Origin of the sequence: Mesorhizobium sp. M4A.F.Ca.ET.090.04.2.1, from assembly GCF_003999085.1 — a bacterium.
Lineage (GTDB): Bacteria > Pseudomonadota > Alphaproteobacteria > Rhizobiales > Rhizobiaceae > Mesorhizobium.
In genome coordinates, this window is sequence record NZ_RZOT01000353.1 from 1 (window position 1) to 6,381 (window position 6,381).

General features: G+C 60.9%; 8 protein-coding genes. 3 read left to right on the forward strand and 5 right to left on the reverse strand.

The window, feature by feature from the left end; all coding sequences use genetic code 11:
* The 3 genes from EN781_RS22405 to EN781_RS22415 all read left to right on the forward strand — a co-directional run.
* The coding region (locus EN781_RS22405) for a DnaJ C-terminal domain-containing protein (protein WP_281034387.1) at positions 1 to 539 on the forward strand (539 nt) is incomplete at its 5' end.
* Between the two features lie 108 nt (positions 540 to 647).
* Positions 648 to 1,466 (forward strand): enoyl-ACP reductase FabI, encoded by an 819-nt coding sequence (fabI, locus tag EN781_RS22410; protein ID WP_126055943.1) that lies wholly within the window; start codon positions 648 to 650, stop codon positions 1,464 to 1,466.
* 60 nt (positions 1,467 to 1,526) lie between these two features.
* Complete coding sequence (locus EN781_RS22415) at positions 1,527 to 2,114, forward strand: histidine phosphatase family protein (protein WP_126055942.1); 588 nt, start codon at positions 1,527 to 1,529, stop codon at positions 2,112 to 2,114.
* A gap of 50 nt (positions 2,115 to 2,164) precedes the next feature.
* Here EN781_RS22415 and EN781_RS22420 read toward each other — a convergent pair whose 3' ends face one another.
* The 5 genes from EN781_RS22420 to EN781_RS22440 all read right to left on the reverse strand — a co-directional run bounded on the left by EN781_RS22420 (position 2,165) and on the right by EN781_RS22440 (position 6,254).
* The gene (locus EN781_RS22420; protein ID WP_126055941.1) at positions 2,165 to 2,428 is read right to left on the reverse strand and encodes a DUF1344 domain-containing protein; all 264 of its coding nucleotides are present in this window, start codon (positions 2,426 to 2,428) and stop codon (positions 2,165 to 2,167) included.
* Positions 2,429 to 2,596: 168 nt separating this feature from the next.
* The gene (locus tag EN781_RS22425) at positions 2,597 to 4,165 is read right to left on the reverse strand and encodes a hypothetical protein (protein WP_126055940.1); all 1,569 of its coding nucleotides are present in this window, start codon (positions 4,163 to 4,165) and stop codon (positions 2,597 to 2,599) included.
* 60 nt (positions 4,166 to 4,225) lie between these two features.
* Positions 4,226 to 4,948, reverse strand: a complete 723-nt coding sequence (locus EN781_RS22430) for a methyltransferase domain-containing protein (protein WP_245492636.1) — start codon at positions 4,946 to 4,948, stop codon at positions 4,226 to 4,228.
* Complete coding sequence (locus tag EN781_RS22435; RefSeq protein WP_189347737.1) at positions 4,948 to 5,352, reverse strand: GtrA family protein; 405 nt, start codon at positions 5,350 to 5,352, stop codon at positions 4,948 to 4,950. Before EN781_RS22435 ends, EN781_RS22430 begins: the two co-directional genes overlap by 1 nt.
* Positions 5,349 to 6,254, reverse strand: a complete 906-nt coding sequence (locus tag EN781_RS22440; protein WP_348631390.1) for a glycosyltransferase family 2 protein — start codon at positions 6,252 to 6,254, stop codon at positions 5,349 to 5,351. The genes EN781_RS22435 and EN781_RS22440 overlap by 4 nt, the downstream gene beginning before the upstream one ends.
* Positions 6,255 to 6,381: the final 127 nt, after the last annotated feature.

A 6,381-nucleotide genomic window follows, 5' to 3' on the forward strand; every position in this document is an offset into this window, starting at 1 on the left:
GCGCCGGCCCCAGCGGCGCGCGAACAGGCGACCGTCGCCAGCCGGCCCAGGCCGCTGACCTCAATGTCACGCTCGATGTCACCATCGAGGAGGCGGCCACCGCCGAGAAGGTGACGGCGATGTTCCCCGACGGTCGCAAGGTCGCCGTCAAGTTGCCGGCCTATGTCGAGGACGGTCAGACCATCCGTCTGAAGGGCCAGGGCGAGCAGGGGCCGGGTCAGCCGGGCGATGCGCTGGTCAAGATCCATTTCCGTCGCCACCCGCGCTACCGTGTCGAGGGCCGCGACCTGCACGCCGACCTGCCGGTGGCGCTGGCCGATGCCGTGCTGGGCGCCAAGGTTGCGGTCGAGACGCCGACCGGCCGCCTCGCGGTCAATGTCCCGGCATGGTCGAGCTCCGACAAGGTGCTGCGGCTCAAGGGCCGGGGCTTGCCGGAGAAAACCGGCGGCCATGGTGACCTCTACGTCCATGTCAGGCTGATGCTGCCCGAGGGCGGTGACAGCGAGTTGGAAGCGCTGATGCGCCGCCAAAACGGCTGACCTTCGAAGTTTTCTCCCCCGGACAGTCCGCTATGGGCGCTTGAAGGGGCCTTGTGCCTGTGCGATAGGGCTCTCCACAAAGCAGACATTCTTGCGGAGAACGCTCACATGGCGGGTGGACAGGGCCTTATGGCCGGCAAGCGCGGGCTGATCCTCGGCGTCGCGAACAATCGGTCGATCGCCTTCGGCATCGCCAAGGCCTGCGTCGATCACGGCGCCGAGATTGCGCTGACCTATCAGGGCGAAGCCTTCAAGAAGCGCGTCGAGCCGCTGGCGGCGGAACTCAACGCGCATGTCGCCGGTCATTGCGACGTCACCGATCCGGCAAGCCTCGATGCCGTTTTCGACGACATCGCCAAGCATTGGGGCAAGCTCGACTTCCTCGTCCACGCCATCGCCTTTTCCGACAAGGACGAGCTGACCGGCCGCTATGTCGAGACGACGCGCGACAATTTCTTGCGCACCATGGACATTTCGGTGTTTTCCTTCACCACCATCGCCAAGCGGGCCGAGCCGCTGATGGTCGATGGCGGCTCGCTGTTGACGCTGACCTATTACGGCGCCGAAAAAGTGATGCCGCACTACAACGTCATGGGTGTCGCCAAGGCTGCGCTTGAAGCGAGCGTCCGCTACCTCGCCGTCGACCTCGGCGCCAAGAAGATCCGCGTCAACGCCATCTCGGCCGGCCCGATCAAGACCCTTGCCGCCTCTGGCATCGGCGACTTCCGCTACATCCTGAAGTGGAACGAATACAATGCGCCGCTGAAGCAGACGGTCACCCAGGAAGAGGTCGGCGATTCAGGCGTCTATTTCCTGTCGGATCTGTCGCGCGGTGTCACCGGCGAGGTCCATCACGTCGATTCAGGCTACCATGTCGTCGGCATGAAGGCGGTCGACGCGCCCGATATCTCGACCGTCAAGGAATAGTCTCCTCGAGCTGGCATCCCCCCGCCTGCAGTCTGTCGTGATCTTTCGCCGGAAGACCTGATGTATCCGCTCGTCTACATCGTGCGCCACGGCCAGACGGAGTGGAATGCCGAGCGTCGACTGCAGGGCCAGGCAGACACCGACATAAACGCGCTGGGGCGCGAGCAGGCGACCCGGAATGGGATCCGACTGGCCGAGTTCGTCGACAATTCGGACGATTTCGACTTTGTCGCCAGCCCGATGCGGCGCACGCGCGAGACGATGGAGCGGTTGCGCGCGGCGATGGGTCTCGATCCGCTTGCCTACCGCACCGATCCGCTGCTGGTCGAAATAAGTTTCGGCGACTGGCAGGGCTTTACCTTCCGCGAGCTCGAGGCCAGGCTTCCCGGCTCGACGCAGGGGCGCCGCTTCGCCAAATGGGACTTCCAGCCGCCCGGCGAGGGCGCCGAGAGCTACCAGATGCTGCTCGAGCGGATAAAGCCATTCTTCGACGCCCTGGACCGGCAGACGGTCTGCGTCACTCATGGCGGCGTCATGCGCTGCCTGTTCCGCTTCGTCGAAGGCCTGTCCAAGCAGGAGGCGGCAAGCCTCGAAATCCCGCAGGACCGCTTGCTCCGGCTGCAGGGTCGGACCCTGGAGTGGTTGTAGGGCGGACTGTGGAAGGTGTGGCGATTCAGGTCAGGCCAGCATCATCTGAATCAATTCGCGTCACTGTCCGGCAACTGCATATCGGTGACCACGTTCTCGCCATTGGTCACGTCATAGGCAATCACAATGTCCATGCCCGGCTGCAGCGCGTCGAGATCGGTTTCGGCATTGAGCTTGTAGGACTTGCCGTCATCCAGTGTCAGCGTCAGCGTGTCCTTGTCGACCTTCTTGATCAGGCCTTCGGTCTGGCCGGCGAATGCAGCGGCGGTGGAAATCAGCAACATGGCGGCAACAGCGCCAATCAGGGTACGCATCGTCGTCCTCTTTGGTCATTGCGCCGGCACTATGGCGGCGGATCCTCAACGGCGGATGGAAGAGAGCAGAAACCAACCGAATTTGTCAAAACTAAATCCGCCGGATCACAGTTTGATGCACCGGATCACGGTTCGATCACTGTGGAAAACGCCAATGAGAGGTAGCCCTCAGTGGGCGCCGCCGGGCGGCAAGGAGAACGGGGAGCCGGGAACGGACGTGTCGAGCCGTTGCTGCGCGAACGGCAGTCCGAGCCTAAAACTCATTGATGAGGCGCGAGCCGTCCAGCCGGGTTTGGGCGGCTCGACATATTTCGACAGGTGAATCTCCACCGAGCCGGCATTCTGCGGGCTGCCCAGTATCAGACGGACAAGTTTTTCGTTGGCGACAAATCTGTAGTCGCGGACGGGGAAAAGCCGCCTGCCATCGATCGTCGCGGACGTTTCGACTGTTATTGCATTGCTCTCAGGCGGAGCCTTCACGCCCACCAGATCGATTATCTGGATGGCATTGGGCTGTTGAACATCCAGCCTCACGGTTCTGTCTTCGGAGGTCGAGGCGAGTATCGGCACATCCCGACGCTGCGCGGTCACGGATGCGACGAGCAGGACTATGAGCGCGCCCGTCGCAACAGTGATTGCCTCCCTTCGGCCGAAAGCGGACGGCTTCAGCCTGTAGGCGACAATCCCCAACGCGATGGGAAACATCCACTTGTAGTAGTGGACGTTGAAATAGCGGAACATGCCGGTCGGGACGCTGTCCCGATAGCTCGCATAAACGATCAGATGCACGGCCATCATCAAGCCGGCCACCCGCATGAACAGGGGCTCCGGGAAAACGATCAGAACGATCGCAAGAACGACGGCGATGAACAGGATGGGGATCACGCTGATCCAATCGGCATTGAACTCCAGGAAATAGACCTGTGAGGCAACAAGAAGCGAAAAGAGCCGCTCCGGAACCTGGAAAATGTCGAAGCCAATTCCTCCTGCGACGGCCTGGAAATATGTGCCGGCCAGAGTTCCGGCGCTCAGGTAATTGAATGTTGCGAAGAACAGCACTGGCAAGGCAAACCCAGCCGCCCCGGCGCCTATGGAAACGATCCCGTTTCTGCGCGCGTCGGGTTCATTGCCCACTGCCATCGCCACGACAAGCGACGCATAGGCGATTGCAGCCGGAGCAGTCGTGGCGAAGTCCGCGGTACGAACGGGGATCTGGGCGCCGACAACAATGCCGAACAGGATCGCGTTGGTCGCGAAGGTCGATGCGGGGAGCGATGAATGCCTCAGCCGATCGAAGCGGTCGAGAAGTACAAGGGCCGCGGCGAGGAGGAACGCGCCAAGCGTGCTGGTCCACGGAACAACCCACTGAAGCCCGATGATCGGGTAACCGACCATGCCCGCCAATGTGAAAAGAGCTGCGGCGGCGGGCCCGAGGTGCGGTCGAAACAGGCGGAACACGAGCAGAAAGAAACCGGCCATCAGCGCGAGGTTGACCAGATAGAAGGGGTGCATTTCCGAAATTGGTAGAAAGAGCGCGCCGAAGAGGGGATAAAGCGGCGGATAGAAATGCGATGCGGGCCTGAGATCGAGGACGGCGAAGGCCTTCGCGGACTTCCAGTAGAGACCCTGGTCAATCCATCCCCACCAGCCCAGCGGATATTGCGCATTGTTGCCGGGAACGGAGGGATAGGTCAAATATCTGTACTGATAGAGGCAAAACAGGACGACGAGCGCCAATGGCAACGCCCATGCGTTGACCAGTCTCAGGACTGAAGATCCGCGCATGGAATGTACCGGCTAGGTCTGAGCATGATCGCCGGCAACGATGGCGATGTTCGAACTGAAGGGACCGAGCTTGATCCCCGTCATCCAGATGCGCGGCGCCTTGGCTCCCGGCCATTCTCGCCCGATCAGGTCGCGGCTGAGAAAATCCATGTTCTCCGGCTTGGTCCAATAACCCATCGATGATTTGCCGAGCAGCGCGCGGAATGCGGATGGCGAATAATGCAGAAGCGGCAATCCGGTGTGATGTTCGACCGGGAACCAGCGGTTGGGGACGGTGATGAAGACGGAGCGGGCAACCCGCAGGTGCTCCAGGATGAATTGCCTGCGCTCTTGCACTCCTCCAACATGCTCCAGCACCGCGTTGGACGTCGCTATGTCGAATGACTTGTCGGCAAAAGGCAGCGGCTCGTTGGGAATGATTTGCCGGAAGGTGGCGGAGGGGTAACGTGCCTTGACCTGCTCGCCGGTTCCGATCCCGGCGCAAGTCACTTTTTCTGGCCACGGGTAGGACTTTTCGAGGAAATTGGCGCCTTCATTCTCGTCGTCGGAAACGCCGATATCGAGAACGGTCGTTTGCGGGGAGGGGCGCATCTGTTCAATGAACAGATTGAACATGTTCCGCCTGGCGGTCTTGAGCAGGCGCATCGCAAACGAATTCGATGCCCCGTCGCGATAAAAGACGGAGTCGAAATTCTCGTCTCGGGGCGCCCGATCCTGATCAGCGGCCATTTCCATCACCCCAGGCTTCGATGGCCGTTGAAAACCATTCGGTCGTACAGAGCGTAGTTGACGACGAGGCCTGCAATCGCGCCGAGGAGATACGCGGGCACATGGTAGAAATTGGCGTCAATCTTACTGGCCTCGTTCAACACGATGAGGTTCGCACCCATCCCGACGAAGGATGCAATCAGATATTTGCCGTACTCGGCAGTTCTGTTTTGCATGCGGCCGTCAATGAAAGTCATGCTCCGGTTGAGGGCCCAGGTTACCGTCATCGCGACCAGGCTTGCTAGCACGCGGGCGGCGATAATCGAGCCGCCAAAACCGTACACGAAGCCGAAGAACACGGCCGCGTCAGTGACGAACCCAATGCCTCCGGCAAAGAGGAAGCGCGCTATTTTCGCGCTCGTCACGCTCACCGCTGCACCGATCGGTAGGATAGATAGGCAAGCAGCTTCGCCTCCTTGCGGCCGCGCGCGACGCTATCGAGAATGAGGCCGGCGAACACCGAAAGGAATGCGAGGATCATTGCCGCCGATACGGCTATCAAGGTCGGGAAACGAGGCACCAATCCAGTGGAGAGATAGTTGAGGAAAACGGGTGTGCCGAATCCGATTGCTATCAGCGCCAGAACCGCGGCGATCGACAGGAAAAACGGAAGCGGCAGCAGGTCGCGGATCAGGTGGAAAATCACCCACAGGATGCGAAAGCCGTCTTTGTAGGTCGCCAGTTTGCTCAGCGAGCCCGCAGGCCGCTCCTTGTAGTGCGTTTCGACCTCGCTCATGGGAACTCCGAGTTCCAGCGCATGTATGAGGAGTTCGGTCTCGATCTCAAAGCCTGCGCTTACCGCCGGAAATGTCTTTACAAACCGGCGTGACAGAGCCTTGTAGCCGGACAGCATGTCTCGACTTTGGTCGCCGAAGAACAGCGAAACAAGCGATGTAAGCAGACGGTTTCCGATCAGGTGGCCCGGTCTATATGCCTGCTTGCTGGCATGAATGCGCACCCCGTTCACCTTGTCGTATGGCCCGGACAGGAGCTCGCGGATCATGGCGGGCGCCTCGGAAGCATCGTATGTCGCATCGCCATCGACGATAAGATAGGCGTCGGCGTCAATATCGGAAAACATTCGCCGCACCACGTTGCCCTTGCCTTGCCGGCGCTCGCTGCGAACGATCGCGCCGGCGGACGCGGCTACCGCTGCCGTGTCGTCGATCGAGTTGTTGTCGTAGACATAGATGCGGGCGTTTGGCAGAGACTGGCGAAACTCGGACACCACGGTCGCGATCGTCGCGGCCTCATTGTAGCAGGGTATGAGCACCGCGACTTCTATGTCGTCATGCGCGCTGCCCGGATGCCTGGCCTGTTCCGTCAGCGGCAGGTCGACGCGATGCGCGCCTCGCGTGCCGACGCCATATTCCCGACTGACAGCCAAGTTCGCTCCGAAG